13 protein-coding genes and 1 riboswitch are annotated in these 15,616 nt (G+C 37.3%); of the genes, 8 read left to right on the top strand and 5 right to left on the bottom strand.

The window, feature by feature from the left end; genetic code table 11:
* The first annotated feature begins 13 nt into the window (after window positions 1–13).
* Both rpe and ASE92_RS05705 read left to right on the top strand, forming a co-directional pair.
* Window positions 14–685 (top strand): ribulose-phosphate 3-epimerase, encoded by a 672-nt coding sequence (gene rpe, locus ASE92_RS05710; protein WP_056849082.1) that lies wholly within the window; start codon window positions 14–16, stop codon window positions 683–685.
* Window positions 686–857: 172 nt separating this feature from the next.
* Window positions 858–3,284 (top strand): carboxypeptidase-like regulatory domain-containing protein, encoded by a 2,427-nt coding sequence (locus ASE92_RS05705; RefSeq protein WP_056849081.1) that lies wholly within the window; start codon window positions 858–860, stop codon window positions 3,282–3,284.
* Between the two features lie 11 nt (window positions 3,285–3,295).
* Here the strand turns inward: ASE92_RS05705 and ASE92_RS05700 are convergent, their stop codons facing one another.
* On the bottom strand, window positions 3,296–4,522 hold the full coding sequence (locus tag ASE92_RS05700) for a multidrug effflux MFS transporter (RefSeq protein WP_056849080.1): 1,227 nt from the start codon (window positions 4,520–4,522) through the stop codon (window positions 3,296–3,298).
* 144 nt (window positions 4,523–4,666) lie between these two features.
* On the opposite strand from ASE92_RS05700, the gene ASE92_RS05695 reads away from it, so the two are divergent.
* Both ASE92_RS05695 and ASE92_RS05690 read left to right on the top strand, forming a co-directional pair.
* A complete protein-coding gene (locus ASE92_RS05695; RefSeq protein ID WP_056849079.1) occupies window positions 4,667–5,437 on the top strand; it encodes a queuosine precursor transporter in 771 nt (256 codons plus the stop codon).
* 15 nt (window positions 5,438–5,452) lie between these two features.
* On the top strand, window positions 5,453–5,908 hold the full coding sequence (locus tag ASE92_RS05690) for a hypothetical protein (protein ID WP_056849078.1): 456 nt from the start codon (window positions 5,453–5,455) through the stop codon (window positions 5,906–5,908).
* A gap of 74 nt (window positions 5,909–5,982) precedes the next feature.
* Here ASE92_RS05690 and ASE92_RS05685 read toward each other — a convergent pair whose 3' ends face one another.
* The 3 genes from ASE92_RS05685 to ASE92_RS05675 all read right to left on the bottom strand — a co-directional run bounded on the left by ASE92_RS05685 (window position 5,983) and on the right by ASE92_RS05675 (window position 9,913).
* Window positions 5,983–7,227: a homoserine dehydrogenase gene (locus ASE92_RS05685; RefSeq protein ID WP_056849077.1), complete on the bottom strand. Its 1,245-nt coding sequence runs from the start codon at window positions 7,225–7,227 to the stop codon at window positions 5,983–5,985.
* Between the two features lie 211 nt (window positions 7,228–7,438).
* Window positions 7,439–8,521 (bottom strand): homoserine O-acetyltransferase, encoded by a 1,083-nt coding sequence (gene metX, locus ASE92_RS05680; RefSeq protein ID WP_056849076.1) that lies wholly within the window; start codon window positions 8,519–8,521, stop codon window positions 7,439–7,441.
* Between the two features lie 60 nt (window positions 8,522–8,581).
* Window positions 8,582–9,913, bottom strand: coding sequence for an O-acetylhomoserine aminocarboxypropyltransferase/cysteine synthase family protein (locus tag ASE92_RS05675; protein ID WP_056849075.1), 1,332 nt, complete (start codon window positions 9,911–9,913; stop codon window positions 8,582–8,584).
* Window positions 9,914–10,206: 293 nt separating this feature from the next.
* Window positions 10,207–10,317: riboswitch (SAM riboswitch) on the bottom strand.
* Window positions 10,318–10,508: 191 nt separating this feature from the next.
* On the opposite strand from ASE92_RS05675, the gene ASE92_RS05670 reads away from it, so the two are divergent.
* Window positions 10,509–11,516 carry a hypothetical protein gene (locus ASE92_RS05670; protein WP_157255636.1) on the top strand — a complete coding sequence of 336 codons (1,008 nt, stop codon included), beginning with the start codon at window positions 10,509–10,511 and terminating at the stop codon, window positions 11,514–11,516.
* A 239-nt stretch (window positions 11,517–11,755) separates the two neighbouring features.
* Here the strand turns inward: ASE92_RS05670 and ASE92_RS05665 are convergent, their stop codons facing one another.
* Entirely contained in the window at window positions 11,756–12,871 is a 1,116-nt protein-coding gene (locus ASE92_RS05665; protein WP_056849073.1) for a PLP-dependent aspartate aminotransferase family protein, read from the bottom strand.
* Between the two features lie 122 nt (window positions 12,872–12,993).
* Between ASE92_RS05665 and ASE92_RS05660 the strand changes: the two genes are divergently transcribed.
* The 3 genes from ASE92_RS05660 to ASE92_RS05650 all read left to right on the top strand — a co-directional run bounded on the left by ASE92_RS05660 (window position 12,994) and on the right by ASE92_RS05650 (window position 15,609).
* Window positions 12,994–13,488, top strand: a complete 495-nt coding sequence (locus ASE92_RS05660; protein ID WP_056849072.1) for a lipocalin family protein — start codon at window positions 12,994–12,996, stop codon at window positions 13,486–13,488.
* 210 nt (window positions 13,489–13,698) lie between these two features.
* Window positions 13,699–14,892, top strand: a complete 1,194-nt coding sequence (gene mqnE, locus ASE92_RS05655) for an aminofutalosine synthase MqnE (protein ID WP_056849071.1) — start codon at window positions 13,699–13,701, stop codon at window positions 14,890–14,892.
* Window positions 14,893–14,985: 93 nt separating this feature from the next.
* Entirely contained in the window at window positions 14,986–15,609 is a 624-nt protein-coding gene (locus ASE92_RS05650; protein ID WP_056849070.1) for a histidine phosphatase family protein, read from the top strand.
* Window positions 15,610–15,616: the final 7 nt, after the last annotated feature.

Raw genomic sequence — 15,616 nt, 5'->3', positions numbered from 1 at the left:
ATATCTTTATCCTATGAAATACATCATTGCCCCATCCATACTTTCTGCCGACTTTGGCAATTTACAACGCGATATCGAAATGATAAATCAAAGTGAAGCCGATTGGTTTCATGTTGATGTGATGGATGGTGTCTTTGTGCCCAATATTTCTTTTGGCTTCCCTGTTATGGCAGCTGTTAAAAAACATGCAACAAAACCTTTGGATGTTCATTTAATGATTGTTGATCCTGACAAATTTATTCCTGAATTTACCAAAGCAGGTGCAGATAGAATTACCGTTCATTACGAAGCCTGCACTCATTTGCATAGAACCATTCAGCTCATAAAATCATCAGGATGTAAAGCTGGTGTCGCTTTAAATCCACATACACCAGTTACTTTATTGCAAGATGTAATTGAAGACCTGGATTTGGTTTTGATCATGTCCGTAAACCCAGGTTTCGGAGGGCAACAATTTATTCACAATACCTACAAGAAAATTCAAGATTTAAAACGTCTGATTCAAGGCGTAAATGACGAATTGATTATTGAAGTTGATGGTGGTGTCGGATTATCCAATCTGGCATCATTAGTTGCGGCTGGTGCTAACGCTTTTGTTGCTGGAAACGCCATTTTTGCGGACGAAAACCCAGCTGAAATAATTTCGAAAATGAAAAGTTTAATAACCACTGGTATCAGTATTTAAATTTTAACCACAGATAAAAAGGATGAACGCAGATAAAGATGTAAAAAAAAATAATCGGGCACAGAAACACTGAAATCACTGAAAGTTTAATTCCGTGTCAATCCGTGTTTTCGTGGCAACAAAATTCTGTGTGCATCTGTGGTAAAATTTAACCAAATCTCTACGCTAACCAATGCTCAAATTTCGGCTGCTCTTTTTCCTTTTTATTGCTGGTTGCAGTTTAGCTATTGCTCAGCCACAGGTTAGGATTTCGGGCATAGTTTACAACGAAGAAAAGTTGCCACTTTCGCAGGTTACCGTTATCGTTTTAGGGCAGGCGCAATCAACTGTAACCGATGAATTTGGTGTTTATACCATCTATTCGAAATCGCGAACCTTTAGTATCAAATATTCCTTGCTCGGATACCGGCCACAAACTTTAAAGTTTAATGAGCGTTCGGGCGCTAGAATTACTCAACAGGTAAAGCTAGTTGCCAATATTAATGAATTAGAGCAAGTAAACATCACGAATAAACAAAATCAGCTCAGTAATACCACCACGATTAACATTGCAGATATTGCCTCCATGCCTTTGGTTTCCGGAAACTTCGAAACCATGCTTAAAACCCTACCTGGTGTTTCAACAAACAATGAATTAAGTGCGCAATACAGTGTTAGAGGTGGAAATTTCGATGAAAATCTCATTTATATTAATGATGTTGAAATAAACCGACCCGTTTTAATTCGCAACGGTCAACAGGAGGGGCTTAGTTTTATAAATTCAGAACTGGTTAGTAAGGCAAAATTTTCAGCAGGTGGTTTTGAGGCAAAATATGGCGATAAACTTTCGTCTGTTTTGGATATTAGATATGATAAACCTGATAGTAACCAAACCATTTTAAGTACAAGCCTTTTGAACACTTCTTTAACAGCAAAGTGGATTTTTAAGCGTAGCTTTTTACTGGCAGGTTTGCGGTACAAAAACAATTCAAGCGTACTGATTAAACAAGATGAAAAGGGGAGTTACAATCCTAATTTTGCAGATGTACAGTTGATGTATCAGTACGATTTCTCCTCAAAATTTAACATAAACGTTTTTGGAAATCTGAATGTGGGCCAGTTTAAACTAGAACCTACAAACCGTGAAACTCAATTCGGGACGTTAAATACCACACTGCGCTTAGATGTTGATTATACCGGACAGGAAATTGATGACTACCAGACTTTAGGATCGGCAGTTACGGCAACTTATTCTCCCAAACCCAATTTGGTAATTAAGTTCATAAATAGCTACTTCAATACCATAGAAAGAGAACGATTTGATATAGATGGGAGTTATATTTTTGATGAAGTTGACAATACTTTTCCTGTAGAAAACTTCGGTCCAGTTACTAAAAACAAAGGCATTGGAAGTTATTATAATTATGGCCGTAATAGTTTGAATACCCAGATTTTTGCATCAGAAATTAAAGTGGATCAAAATTTCGACAATCACGTTTTTTCCTGGGGATTGAAGTTTGACAAATCTAAATATGATGATCGCTTGAATGAATACAACTATATTGATTCTGCTGGATATATTTTGCCTAATCGTTCGAAAAGCATTGAATTACAAAATGCCATCAATGTAGAAAACAACATCGACATTAAAAATTACAGTGCTTATATTCAAGATAGTTATTCGCTTTCAAATTATGCAGAACTTCAGCTTGGTGCCCGTGCAACCTATAGTTCATTAAGTAAACAACTGTTAATTAGTCCGAGGTTGTTGATTGCTTATCGCCCCAACTCAAATAATAAAATTTTAAGGTTTACAGCTGGGGTTTATAAGCAGCCGCCATCGTACCGAACCATTCGCGATTTTACAGGGAAGCTGAATATCAACCAAAAGGCACAAAGTTCTTATAACACATCCGTAGGTTACGATTATGCTTTCGATGCTTTTGGAACGCGGTTAAAGTTCACTTCTGAAGCATATTTCAAATATTCTGATAGATTAATCCCATACAAAATTGACAATCTGCGAATTAAATACTTGGCCAACGAAGTTTCACGAGGTTATGCATATGGTGCCGATTTTAGTATTGGTGGCGAGTTTGTAAAAGATCTGGTTTCTTATTTCCGTATGTCGGTGATGCATGCCAATGAAGATCTTATCGGAGATAGCTATATGCAAAATGAAGAAACGATTTATCCAGGATACTTAAAACGCCCAACCGACCAGAGACTAAATTTTTCTATCTTCTTTCAGGATAAATTGTTAAATAGTCCAACCTACAAAGTACACTTAAACGCCCTTTACGGCTCTCGGTTGCCAATTGGTCCATCGCAAACGCCGCGTTATTTGGATAAGTTTTATGTTCCATCTTATAAGCGGGTTGATATTGGTTTCTCCAAAGATTTTCTCGACGATGCGGCGCTTCACAAGCCGAAGTTTCTGGATAAAAACTTTAGCGCTGTCATGCTGTTTTTCGAGGTATTTAATATGTTGAACATCGATAATACTGTGTCATACCTGTGGTTGAAAGACGTGGATAATGTGCAGTACGCAATTCCAAATTATTTAACCGGCAGACAGTTTAACCTGAAGTTGATCGTGAAGTTGAAAAACAAACCATAGTTTGGAAAGCGCTAATGCGCAACAATTGCTGTGTTTTCTGAGGCCTCGATTTCAGTTTTGATAAACCGTTTTCCGATCAATAGGCATACTAAAGCGATAAATGATGCAGCGGTCATCACCAAAGGCATAGGAATAACTGAATGCTCACTAAATAAACTCACCATTACAGAAGCTAGTGCACCAAGACCCATTTGTAAAGCGCCCATAAGCGCAGATGCACTCCCCGCATTTTTGCTGAATGGAGCCAATGATAAAGCTGCTGCATTTGGATTGATAAAGCCCAAGCAACATAGGAATAAAGCTATAAAACCAATGGTTGAATATAAATTTAACCAATTGTTTAAAGCAAAAATCAAGAATATTAAACTGAATACACATTGAGCTAAAAGCGCTATCGTAACAATTTTTTTGCTAGTTAACCATCGTAAACATAAACTGTTTAGTTGGCTCGAACCAATGAAAGCTACAGAAAGCAGTGCAAAGATCCACCCATAACCAGTTTTGCTAACAGCGTAAATCTTCATAAATACCTGTGGCGATGATGATACGTAAGCAAATAGACCCGAAAATGTAATTGAGCTGATGAGTGCATAAGTGGAAAACTGCGGCTCTTTCAAAACCGTTAAGAAATTTTTTAAAATTGGTTTCGGCTTTAACGAATAATTGGGATCAGGTTTATAGCTTTCGGGAAGTTTGAAAATGGAGGCCAGCAATATTATTATAGCCATAAAGCCTAAAAATACGAAAACATATTTCCAACCTAATGCGGATATCAAATAGCCGCCAGCAGTTGGTGCAAGCATCGGTGAAACGGCGATAACTAGCATCAGCGATGCAAACACTTTCGGACTTTCTTCAACAGAAAACAAATCGCGAACCATTGCTACCGAAGCTACTGCCGTAGCGCAACTGCCAATAGCTTGTACAAAACGCAAAACAATTAATTGATTTACATCTGTAACGGCTAAGCATAAAAATGAGGACACGATATACAAAGCCAATCCAAAAAACAGCGGTGTTTTTCTTCCGTATTTATCTAACAAAGGGCCATAAAGTAGCTGGCCAGCAGATATTCCGATAAAGAAACTCGATAGCGATAATGCAACGGTAGATTCGGTGCTTTTTAAATCGTTTGCAATATCAACAAAGCCTGGCAAGTACATGTCAATTGAAAAGGGGCCAAGTGCCGCCAAGGAACCTAAAATTAATATAAGATAGAAGCGCTGTTTCTTAGCCATGAATATTCCGATTTTTTGAAGTCGCAAAGATTGGTAGATTATTTTTGCAAACCTATTTTTAAGGTCGAATGAGTGTAAAAGTCTTGGAAAAAATTACGGCTTAAAAACTAAATTTCGTTCGATTTATCTTTAGATTTATACGCTATGACTTTTAAAACTAAAGAAAGCCGCTTACTTCTCGTTCTGGGAAGTTTTTTTGTGGCGAATGCAATCTTATCAGAATTTATCGGTGTAAAATTATTTAGTGTTGAAGAAACATTAGGCTTTAAAAAGTTTGATATTAACTTATTTGGTGTGCCTAATCTTTCGTTTGTGATGTCGGCAGGTGTGCTTACCTGGCCAATCATTTTTATCATGACCGATATCATCAACGAATATTTTGGCGTAAAACAAGTGCGGTTTCTATCTATTTTAACGTCTGTATTGATAGCTTTTGCATTTTTAGTAGTTTGGGGCTCTATGCATTTAAGCGCAGCCGATTTTTGGGTTCATCAAAATATAAACGGTGAAGATTTGAATATGAATAACGCCTTCGCTGGTATTTTCGGCCAAGGGATGTGGATTATCGTGGGCTCGATCATTGCTTTTATTGTGGGACAGCTCGCCGATGTTTTAATATTCCATCGAATAAAAAAGATAACCGGAGAGAAGTCGCTATGGTTAAGAGCTACTGGATCAACTTTGGTTTCTCAACTGATTGATAGTTTCGTAGTAATTTTCATCGCATTTTATTTAAACCCTCAATATCACTATAGCTGGCAAATGGTTGCTGCCATTGGTTTAGTGAATTATACTTACAAATTTATCGTCGCTATTTTAATGACACCCATTCTCTATATCGTTCATACCATAATTGATGGTTATTTAGGGAAAGATTTAGCAAAAAAACTAACTGAAATGGCAGGAAGGGGATAGCTTCATTTAATAAATATGAAAAAGATTTTTATAATAATAGCTGCCTTAACATTTTTATATGCCTGTAAGGAAAAATCTGTTGGCGCGGAAGCTAAACCAAATGATATTAGAGGCACCTGGAAATTGATATCAGGAAAAATTATTGATAAACACGCTGGAAAAACTAGTGAGTATTCAATGAATTTCGAAATGATTAAGGTTATAAATGATACACATTTTGCCTTTTTAAAGCACTCTACGAATCCTAAAGATAGTTTAGGTTTTGATGCTGGTGGAGGAAGGTATACGCTAAATGGCAATGCTTACACAGAGCATCTTCAATATTATAAAAACAAAAATTGGGAAGGGCAAAAATTCGCTTTTAAAATTAGTGTGGCGAAAGATACACTCACTCAAACAGGAGTGGAAAAAGTTGAAAAAGAAGGTGTTGATCGGTTAATTATCGAAAGATATGTCAGAGAAATTAAATAACGCAAAAGGTCGGAATCGCTCCGACCTTTGTACTTAACAACAAAACAAATAAAAAAATTAACCTTAAAAATTTCTTATATCGACGCTAGTTCTTCCGCGAAGACATTTGCAGCAACCTGCTCCTGTTTGTAAATCTGCCTACCCGTATAGGCCACAAAAACATTTTTATCTAATAGAAGATCACGATTACTAATCAAATTTTTCAATTTCACCGTCCCGATTACGTATTTGTACTCACTAGCTGAATAACGCTCACTGATGTTATCGAATTCAAGTAAGCTGATTAAATCTTCATCAGCATAACGCAAATAAATTTCCAATAAAATATCTTCGGTGTGTTTTACGGCGTTTTCTGAGTGATATTTTTTGTACTCATAACGATAATCGTAACGTAGTGCAGCAATATCAGAAAGTACGGCAGCGCCTGTTGGGTGGCCACCTGCACCTTTGCCAAAGAAAAACTGCTTATCAGCAAAAGCCGCCTGAACCGTTACCGCATTGTATTCATTCTCTACATTGTATAAGAAGTCGTCTTTTGCAACCAATTTTGGCAATACGTAGGTTACAATATCCTTTGTGTTAACTTTTCTAGCTGTTGGAACCAGTTTAATTTTGAAGTTTTTTTCACGAGCATATTTAATGTCGTATTGAGACAGGTTTTGAATTCCAATGTTCAGTATCGCATCAGGGTTTACGAACAAGCCATAAGCATGCGCCGTTGCAATAGCTAATTTGTATTTTGGATCATATCCACCAACATCCAAAATTGGGTCAGTTTCTGCAAAACCTAAGTCTTGTGCCTCTTTTAGTGCCGAATCATAACTCTGATTTTCGTTAAAAATTTTCGATAAGATATAATTCGACGACCCGTTGAAAATTCCGCTCAAGGCATGGAAAAGTTCATTATCATAATATTCTTCCAGGTTTCTGATGATTGGAATACTTCCACAAACTGCTCCTTCGTAAAGTAACGACGTGCCATGTTGCTGTTGTAGATCTACTAACTCTTTCAAGTGCGTCGCAATCATCTTTTTATTTGCTGAAACTACGTTTTTACCATTCTTCAATGCCGTAGTCACAATTTCGTAAGCCGCGTCAGCATCATTTATCAACTCTACAATCGTATTGATTTCGGAATTATTGAGAATCTCATTTTTATCCGTTGTAAATAGATCTTTATTGAGGGTACGTTTCTTTCTTGGGTCTTTAATCGCAATTTTAATGATTTCAAGGTTAAGGTTCTGACTTTGGATGATGTCCAATAAACCTTGTCCTACAACTCCGAAACCAAATAATCCGATTTTTAAATTCTTGCTCATGGTGTTTTATCGTATCGAGTAGCGGAAAAAGTATCAAGATTAGATGCTCAAAAAGGTTTTCGCTACCATTTGTTTTTGTTATTTTCTATTTGCCACGGAAACGCGGATTTACACTGAATTAGATACCCTAATTTTCCGTGGCTAATTAATTTTTTTATATTTTAACCTCGGGTTTCGCCTCAAACCTTCCACCGTTTAACCTTATACCTGATCAGGCGGTATGCTGCAGCTTGATAATCTTTTTGTTTCTGCTTTCTTTGATGAAATTTCCGATGATGTTTGTTAATGCATTTGTTTCAATCAAGAAACCGTCATGACCATATTCAGAATGAATGGAGGCGAACTCCGCATCATTAATATGACCAGCTAAAAATTTCTGCTCTGAAATTGGAAAAAGGAAGTCATTTTCAATTCCTATTACTAGCGTATTTGCTTTAATCAGCTTCAAAGCCTCGGCAATTGATTTACGGTTGCGACCAACGTTGTGGCTATCCATTGCTTTAGTTAAATAATAATAACTATAAGCGTTAAAGCGGTTTATCAATTTTTCACCCTGATAATTTTGGTATGATGAAGCTCTGAAATTATCCGTTTTATCGTTTACACTTTCCACCTGCGTATTGCCATAAGCGTGGTAAGTTCTGTAGCTTAAAAGTGCAATACTGCGAGCAGTTTTAAGTCCTTTACTACCGCCATCTGGCTGGTTAGCGTAAAAAGTCCTATCGGTAGTAATCGCCAAACGCTGACTTTCATTAAAAGCAATTCCCCACGGAGAATGAACTGCATTTGTAGCAACCAAAATTAGATTTTCAATTCTGTTTGCCTCAATTATTCCCCATTCTACTGCCTGCTGACCACCTAATGAACCGCCTATTAATAATTTGATGTTTCCAATTCCTAAATGATTGGCCAATAGTTGGTGAGCAGATACAAAATCGCGGATAGTAAATTGTGGGAATGATAGATAATAAGGTAAGCCGTTTACAGGATTGGTACTTAAAGGATTGGTTGTTCCATAGTTCGAACCCAAAACATTCGCACAAATGATGTAATGTTCTTCCGGATTAAACAAAGCATTTTGCCCAAATAAACCATCCCACCACTCAAAAACATCGGCATTTGCGGTTAAAGCATGGCAAACCCAAATTACGTTATCTTTTTTGGCATTTAATTTTCCATAAGTTTGAAAAGCGATTTGCAGGTTTCGAATTTTCTTGCCGCTTTCTAGCTTAAACTGTTTGGGATAACTATACACCCCAACCTCTGAAGAGGTCTTTGAACTTCTATCGGTCATATTATTGACTGTAAATTTTTAAACATGTTTTGTTGCAACCCTTTCAAGGGATGGATAGTATTAGGCTTGTAAATTTTCAGCAATTGAATGAGTACTGATCGCAGCAAAAGCCTGCTCAAAATCTGCTTTAATGTCATCGATATGCTCAATACCTACTGAAACCCTTAACGCATTTGGTTTTACACCTGCAGCTAATTGTTCTGTTGCACTTAATTGTTGATGTGTGGTTGCCGAAGGCTGGATAATCAGGGTTTTAGCATCACCAACATTTGCTAAATGAGAAACCAGTTTTAGCTGATCTATAACTTGAGTTGCATTTTCCTTAGTGCCATTTAACTCGAAAGATAAAACCCCACCGAAACCATTGCTCAAATATTTTTTTGCCAAATTATTGTATTTGCTGCTTGCTAAACCTGGATAATGAACTTCTTTAACAAGCGGATGATTTTCTAACCAGGTGGCCAACTCCAAAGCATTATCTACATGGCGTTGTACGCGAAGAGATAACGTTTCTAAACCTTGCAATAAAAGGAATGAATTGAAAGGCGAAAGGGCAGGACCCAAATCTCTTAAACCCTCAACCCGAGCACGAATAATGAATTGAATATTACCAAATGGTCCGCCGATTCCGAAAACATCATTAAAAACCAATCCATGATAACCTTCTGATGGCTCGGTGAACTGCAGGAATTTTCCGTTGCCCCAGTTATAATTTCCGCCATCAACAATTACGCCTCCGATGCTGGTTCCATGTCCGCCAATCCACTTTGTTGCAGATTCTACTACGATGTTAGCGCCATGTTCCAAAGGTTTAAATAAATAACCTCCAGCACCAAAAGTATTATCCACGATAAAAGGAAGATCGTATTTCTTCGCAATTGCTGCAATCTTCTCAAAATCAGGAATGCTGAAAGCCGGATTTCCAATGGTTTCTAAGTAGATCGCTTTTGTTTTATCTGTTATCTTTTGCTCAAATTCTTCAGGCACATCCGGATTTGCAAAATCTACATGGATGCCCAAGCGTTTGAAAGCCACCTTAAATTGATTGTAAGTTCCTCCGTAAATATGTGTTGAGGAAACAATACTATCTCCAGCCTCTAAAATATTATGTAATGCAATAAACTGTGCCGCCTGACCAGATGCTGTTGCTAACGCTGCAACGCCGCCTTCCAAAGCCGCAATTCTTTTTTCAAAAACATCAGTAGTTGGGTTCATCAAACGCGTATAAATGTTGCCAAATTCTTTTAAGGCGAAAAGATTAGCACCATGTTCGGCATTTTTGAATCCGTAAGAGCTAGTTTGGTAAATTGGAACTGCTCTTGATCCTGTGGTTGGGTCTATTTCCTGGCCAGCGTGTAACTGTAGTGTTTCAAATTTATATGAAGTTGACATAATTTCTAAATGATTGATAAAATGAATGTTGAATATTGATTTTAAGCTTATGGTTATAAAATTTTATCACCATAAATCAAGATAATTTTGTAGGGCGTATCCCGATCTATCGGGACCTTCCAATTTGAAACAGAAACAAAGGAGGAAGATTTTTAAATTACTGTATGCAACAGCACATACAAGTAATCGCCCGCATATCACAACAAATCAATGAAATAGAAGAGTTCTCTACCTGAATGAGGTTTAGCTGAGGTTCGCTTTGCGATTGAAGATTTAATATTTTCATCAGTTATAATTTATATCTCCAAATAACACCATGTTACTCGGTCAGGAATTGGCACCTTCTCTTTCTGAGGGTTGCCAGTGGGTCATAGAGCCAGTCTCTCGCCACTTCTTTATAAATCAATCCGATTAAAGATTGACTTTTATTCAGTTGTTCACCAAATAATATTTCAAATATCTAATTTAATTTCGAAACAACAAAATTAAATTCGGATAATTTGTTAACTACTTGTGAATCAAATTCGTAATTTTAATTGAAATCATAAAATAAAGTTAACCTTAAAAATTTTATGTTTGTGATACCTATCTAATCATGATGAAAAAAATAAAATCTATTTCCTTTGTATTGCTATTCGCAATTTCAGGATTAACAGCTCAAGCACAATTTGGGGGATTAAAAGACAAACTATTAAAAGTTGGAACGGCTCAAGGTGCTAAAGCTCTTGGTGTTGATAAATTTTTAAAGCAACCCGCTGCCATTACTACAGCATTTGAGGATGTAAACCGGGAGGGTGAAAAAATGCCTGATTTTAATGCCAAGGCAAAATTTCAGCCACTATATTTATTACCAAAAAACCCTGATGGAGGTTTCGTTTTATGTGAGGGGTTTTATGAAATGACGAATAAAAGTTACTGTTTAAAAGCTGGAACTTTTGCGCCTTCGAAAGGAGATGGCTATATGTTTGCTCCTGTTTTAGGTCCGAAAGAAGAGATTGTGGTTGCCATTTTAAAGAGTGCAGAAAAACATCCAGAGGTGGAACAGCATGATATTCAAATTTTGCTTTGGACGATTATTGCCAGAACAAAATTTGCTGATTATGCAGGACCAGTAAAGCTAACAGCATTGAAACTTTTAACACCGAAACAATTAACCCAACTGGAAGGCGGTGCATTAGGTATTTTACCTTTCGATGTAATGGAAAAAGCTAAAGATCAGCTTCCCTCAGGGATTAAAGCTGTTTTCGAGGCTGAAAATAATATCCGTCAGTTGGTTTCTTCTGGAAACTATACTTATGCCGATATGGAAAAATACGCCATTATTGCAGGTATGGCGCCACCTAGAGCAGATGTACCAAGTGGTATTTGGACTAAACACCCCGACGGTTATTACGTTCGCTATTTTCCGTCTGGTTATTCCGTTACTAAAGTTCAGGTTTATGTACCGAAGGAGTTGTTGGCGAATGGAAACAAAATTGTTTATGATGCTGCCGGCGATATTGCTTGTCCTGCAAATACTGGTTCTCAGCGGTTGGCCCAAACAAACGAGCCATTAGAGCCAAACTATTCCACGAAATTGGTAACGGTTTGTAACCCGAAATAGATTTTGAATAAGAGCGGGACTGTAATTGTCAAGAATTTACAATCCCGCTTTTAGTTGTAGCCACGATGAGAAAGGGGTAACGCTAAATAGTTTGCCACCCGTAGGCTGGGATTTAAAAACAGAGTTTTGTCAGCAAGTCATTACTAGGATTTCTATTTGAAACACCGTTAGCAATCTTATTTCATTTGCTATAACCCACAGTTTTAAGATTGCTTCGTGCCTCGCAATGACGGTTTAAATTACCTAAGTGCTTGTGCTAAATCAGCAATAATATCATCCACGTGCTCCAAACCAACAGAAATTCTTAATAAGTTTTTTGGGGTTTTACTGTCTGGTCCCTCAACTGAATAGCGGTGTTCAATTAAACTTTCCACGCCTCCTAAGCTGGTTGCTTGCGCAAATAACTTTACTTTATTAACCACTCTGCTCGTTTCTTCCACATCACCTTTAACTAAGAAAGACATCATTCCACCAAAATCCTTCATCTGTTTTTTAGCAATCTCATATTGAGGATGCGTTTCTAATCCGGGGAAGAATACAGCCTCTACTTTTGGATGGTTAACCAGATATTGCGCAACTAATTTGCCGTTTTCGCAATGGCCCTTCATGCGGTAAGCCAGGGTTTTTATACTTCTACAGAGTAGGTAACAATCAAACGGAGAAGGAACCGCTCCACCGGTTTGTTGTATATTTTTTATTCTTTCCCAAAGCTCATCTTTTTTGGCAGTGACCAAGATTCCACCTAAAACATCGCTGTGACCACCTAAATATTTAGTGCTACTATGCATTACAATGTCAGCGCCTAATAAAATTGGGTTTTGTAAAATAGGAGAGGCGAAGGTACTGTCGCAAGCAAAGGTAATGTTATTCTGCTTTGCAATTTTCCCGATTTCTTCAATATCCGTAATCTTTAATAATGGGTTTGATGGGGTTTCAATCCAAATTAATTTTGTGTTTGGTTTTATACTCGATTTAATTAGTTCCAAGTCCGTTTGATCAACAAAATCGAATTCTAAAACTTCATTAAATATGGTGAGAAGCTGCTTTTTTATTCCCCAATACATGTCATCCGGAGCAATAATGTGGCTGCCAGGTTTTAGTGCTTGGAACAAACTCATTCCACAATTATTTCCAGAAGCAAAAGCTGCTGCATCTTCCCCATATTCTAATTTAGCTACAGTGTTTTCTAAAGCAGACCTGTTCGGGTTGCTCACGCGGCTATACATGTGCCCTCCAGGATAGCCTCCATTCTCATCACGAAAAAAAGTTGTCGATAAGTTTATTGGCGGGGTAACATCTCCGGTATTGTTTTTAACAAGATTAGATGCGTGAATAGCAAGGGTTTCGGGTTTCATAATGATTTGATTGTAGTGCAAAATAATTGCATTGCAAATTAATAATTTGCTGCTAATTTAAGGTTCGAAATTGTTTTGGCAAGATTTATGTAAACAGTTTCCCGAAATTAAATTAAACTAAAATGAAAAGATTATTTATAGCTATCGCAATAGCATGTTCTACTTTAGTAATGTTACAAAGTTGTTCATCAACTAAAAACGCTGCAACAGGTATTAGTGGCGGTAGAGGTACCGTTACAGGAACTTGGGTTTTAAACAACGTGGCCTTAGAGGGCTTGCCAGATCAAGCTGTGCAAGGTTTGTTTGGAGAAAAATCGTACAAATGTTTTCAGGGAAGTACATGGAAATTAACCAATAGCGGAAACGGATCATACACTTTACCAGCATCAAGCACTTGTGGCGAGGTAATGCAAACTATTTTTTGGTCGGCTACGCCATCAGAAGAAACTTTTCAATTTAAGAAAATCTATGAAGGTGATAAAGCTAAAAACGTTACAGAAGGATATCGCCTGGTGTTAACACAACTTTCAAAAGGCAATATGGTGATGAAATCTCCGATTGAATTTGGAGGCAAAACAGCAAATATCGTGTTGACGTTTTCGCCGGCAGTAAACTAATAAAAACCTTAGTAATATATTGAAAGCACTTCTGAAAAGAGGTGTTTTTTTTTGTTTAGTTCATTTGTTCAATAGTCTATTAGTATCATTGGTTATGGCGCCCAACCCAATGACTAATAAACCAATCGGCCAGTGAACTATTCGTTTGTTACAACAAAATGATTTTCAAATCGCCTCAATATTGTACTTTTGTGCAAAATAAAATCAGGAATGAATACAACTGAGCAAGTTGAAAAAATATTAGCTGATACTTCATTATCAACTGAACTACAAAACATAGCACATAAAGTTCTCCATAAAGAACGGATTACTTTTGATGAAGGCGTTTACCTTTACGAGCATGCAGAATTAGGTTATCTGGGGGTTTTGGCAAACTTCATCCGTGAGGAAAAACATGGTGATAAGACTTATTTCAATCGCAATTTCCATTTAGAGCCTACAAATCTTTGTGTTTATGATTGTAAGTTTTGTTCTTATTCCCGTTTGATAAAGCAAAAAGAAGAAGGCTGGGCTTTAACGATGGAACAAATGCTCGATATTGTTAAAAAATACGATGATGAGCCTGTTACCGAAGTACATATTGTAGGCGGTGTTTTGCCTCAATATGATGTGGCTTTCTATTCTGCATTATTTACTGCAATCAGAGCGCATCGTCCTGATTTGCACGTTAAAGCATTAACACCCGTTGAATACCATTACATTTTCAAGAAAGCTAAAATTGATTATGCTACCGGTATGAAGTTGATGAAAGATGCTGGTTTACAATCTATGCCTGGGGGCGGTGCTGAGATTTTTCATCCTGAAATACGCGAGCAAATTGCTAAAGATAAGTGCACTGGTGAACAATGGCTGGCGATACACGAGGAATGGCATAAGTTAGGAATGAGAAGTAACGCAACGATGCTTTATGGCCATATCGAGGAGTTTAAACACCGTGTTGATCACATGGAAAAACTCCGTGATTTGCAGGATAGAACTGGAGGTTTTCAAACTTTTATTCCTTTAAAATTCAGGAACCAACACAATCAAATGAGCAATGTAGCCGAATCTTCAGTAATCGAAGATTTGAGGAATTATGCCATCGCCCGTATTTACATGGACAACTTCGACCATATTAAGGCTTATTGGGCAATGATTAGTCGCGAAACTGCTCAACTGTCATTAAATTATGGTGTTGACGATATTGATGGAACTCTAGATGATACGACAAAAATTTACTCCATGGCTGGGGCTGAAGAGCAAACCCCTGCAATGAGTACTCGCGAATTGGTTGAATTGATTAAACAGGTTGGGCGAAAAGCGATAGAACGTGATACCTTATATAACGTAGTTACCGACTTCGAGAACGTTGTTTTTGAGGAAGAAAAGAAACCAGCTTATTATAAGTTACCAGTCGTAAACTAATGATAGAATGACTGAATGAAAAATGAGTGAATTAGTGCAAAACGCTTAATTTAATTCAATCATTCAAAATTAATCATTCAATAATTTTAAAAAATGAAGCAAATTTATATTATCCGCCACGGCGAAACAGAACTTAACAGACAGGGAATAGTACAAGGCAGAGGTATAAATTCAGACTTAAACGATACGGGAAGAGCCCAGGCGGAGGCTTTTTACCAAAAATATAAGGATGTTCCTTTCGATAAAATTTATACTTCTGAATTAAAACGTACCTGGCAAACCGTTCAAAAGTTTATTGATTCAGGATTACCTTGGGAAAAACTTTCTGGTTTGGATGAACTGGCTTGGGGAGTTTGGGAAGGTAAGCCGAATACAGAAGATTCCAGAGATGCTTTTCGAGAAATGTTGCAAGCCTGGGAAGACGGCAATTACGCAGCTCATTTTGAAGGTGGTGAAAGTGTTCAAGATGTTTACGAACGCTTGAAACAGCCAATGGAATTGCTTTCCACAAGGCCTGAAGAAGAAACCGTTTTACTTTGCATGCATGGTAGGGCAATGCGTGTTTTCCTTTGCCTTCTTCTTGAAAAACCACTAAGCGAAATGACAGAATTTCCACATCAAAATACCGTTTTATATAAAATGGGGTTTGAAGATGGAAAGTTCACTGTTCTTGAATTTAATAGTGCCATTCATTTGGATGGTTTAGTAATTGGGTAATCTGCTT

Source organism: Pedobacter sp. Leaf41 (genome assembly GCF_001422545.1).
Taxonomy (GTDB): Bacteria; Bacteroidota; Bacteroidia; order Sphingobacteriales; family Sphingobacteriaceae; genus Pedobacter.
This window is presented reverse-complemented; position numbering and strand designations above follow the sequence as displayed.

Bases quoted from the DNA above. Each gene is read 5' to 3' on its own strand.
- rpe (WP_056849082.1), top strand. From the start codon at position 14: ATGAAATACATCATTGCCCCATCCATACTTTCTGCCGACTTTGGCAAT.
- ASE92_RS05705 (WP_056849081.1), top strand. From the start codon at position 858: ATGCTCAAATTTCGGCTGCTCTTTTTCCTTTTTATTGCTGGTTGCAGT.
- ASE92_RS05700 (WP_056849080.1), bottom strand. From the start codon at position 4,522: ATGGCTAAGAAACAGCGCTTCTATCTTATATTAATTTTAGGTTCCTTG.
- ASE92_RS05695 (WP_056849079.1), top strand. From the start codon at position 4,667: ATGACTTTTAAAACTAAAGAAAGCCGCTTACTTCTCGTTCTGGGAAGT.
- ASE92_RS05690 (WP_056849078.1), top strand. From the start codon at position 5,453: ATGAAAAAGATTTTTATAATAATAGCTGCCTTAACATTTTTATATGCC.
- ASE92_RS05685 (WP_056849077.1), bottom strand. From the start codon at position 7,227: ATGAGCAAGAATTTAAAAATCGGATTATTTGGTTTCGGAGTTGTAGGA.
- metX (WP_056849076.1), bottom strand. From the start codon at position 8,521: ATGACCGATAGAAGTTCAAAGACCTCTTCAGAGGTTGGGGTGTATAGT.
- ASE92_RS05675 (WP_056849075.1), bottom strand. From the start codon at position 9,913: ATGTCAACTTCATATAAATTTGAAACACTACAGTTACACGCTGGCCAG.
- ASE92_RS05670 (WP_157255636.1), top strand. From the start codon at position 10,509: ATGATGAAAAAAATAAAATCTATTTCCTTTGTATTGCTATTCGCAATT.
- ASE92_RS05665 (WP_056849073.1), bottom strand. From the start codon at position 12,871: ATGAAACCCGAAACCCTTGCTATTCACGCATCTAATCTTGTTAAAAAC.
- ASE92_RS05660 (WP_056849072.1), top strand. From the start codon at position 12,994: ATGAAAAGATTATTTATAGCTATCGCAATAGCATGTTCTACTTTAGTA.
- mqnE (WP_056849071.1), top strand. From the start codon at position 13,699: ATGAATACAACTGAGCAAGTTGAAAAAATATTAGCTGATACTTCATTA.
- ASE92_RS05650 (WP_056849070.1), top strand. From the start codon at position 14,986: ATGAAGCAAATTTATATTATCCGCCACGGCGAAACAGAACTTAACAGA.